Here is an 867-nt window from a genome sequence, read left to right as displayed (position 1 = left end):
AACACCCTCCGGCCTACGGCCACCTCCCTCGAGGGAGGAATAGTGCGGCTTAAGGACTTGGTAGCTAGTTTTTTATGAAAGAGTTATGCCAGGGACGTTCGATGGGTGTTATAGATTACCGACCAAATGACTACGCAGAATCAAAGACGCACTGTCCCAAACTGTCCCCTTGAGGGGACTACAGGGGTGTTTTGGATCAAGCTGAATTTCTGGGGAGACCTTGAAATTTTTACCTCTTTGCTGACAGACAGTTGTTAATAGCAATCGGCAAACTATTATAATATAACAATAAGCACGGTTTACTGATTTTCAGTGGCAAGTTTCACTTTACTTGTTTACTCCCCAATCCATTTACTCCACAGGTTTTACGCTTTACCCGGTGTTTTGCCATTTAGAAAAGAGAGTCTGCCACTTGGAAGCTTAGAAAACCACATCCAGAAAGGCAAAAACCGCGCAAAAACAAAAAAGCCCGACTTCCGTCAGGCTTCTGCTCCCCCTCTTAGGCTCGAACCAAGGACCTATCCCGATAGCTATCGGGATCAGCCGCTCTAAATGTAGCGCGCTCTTAGCTTCTCTACTATCTCAGGGTATTTCTTTAGATTCTCTATGTACTTACGCGATTTCATCTTTTTTATATGCTTCTCAATGCGAATAGCCTGAGACTCTGATAAATCGCTTATTACAAAATATGCCTGCCATGGCTTCCCTTTCGAAGTCCATATAACATTGGCTTCTGAGTTGTGGTAATCCTGACGGGAAAGAACATTAGACGAATAGCCGATGTAAAATTTGGAAAGCTTCTCTGAATATAGAATATATACACTATACATAATGGCCCAAAAACAAAAAAGCCCGACTTGCGTCAGG

The 867-nt window shown here is 43.4% G+C and carries 1 protein-coding gene; it reads right to left on the bottom strand.

Annotated elements, in window-relative coordinates:
- Nucleotides 1-548: 548 nt before the first annotated feature.
- The coding region (locus tag E1163_RS29260; protein ID WP_221418107.1) for a GIY-YIG nuclease family protein at nt 549-867 on the bottom strand (319 nt) is incomplete at its 5' end.

Origin of the sequence: Fulvivirga kasyanovii (assembly GCF_009711405.1) — a bacterium.
GTDB lineage: Bacteria > Bacteroidota > Bacteroidia > Cytophagales > Cyclobacteriaceae > Fulvivirga > Fulvivirga kasyanovii.
This window is presented reverse-complemented; position numbering and strand designations above follow the sequence as displayed.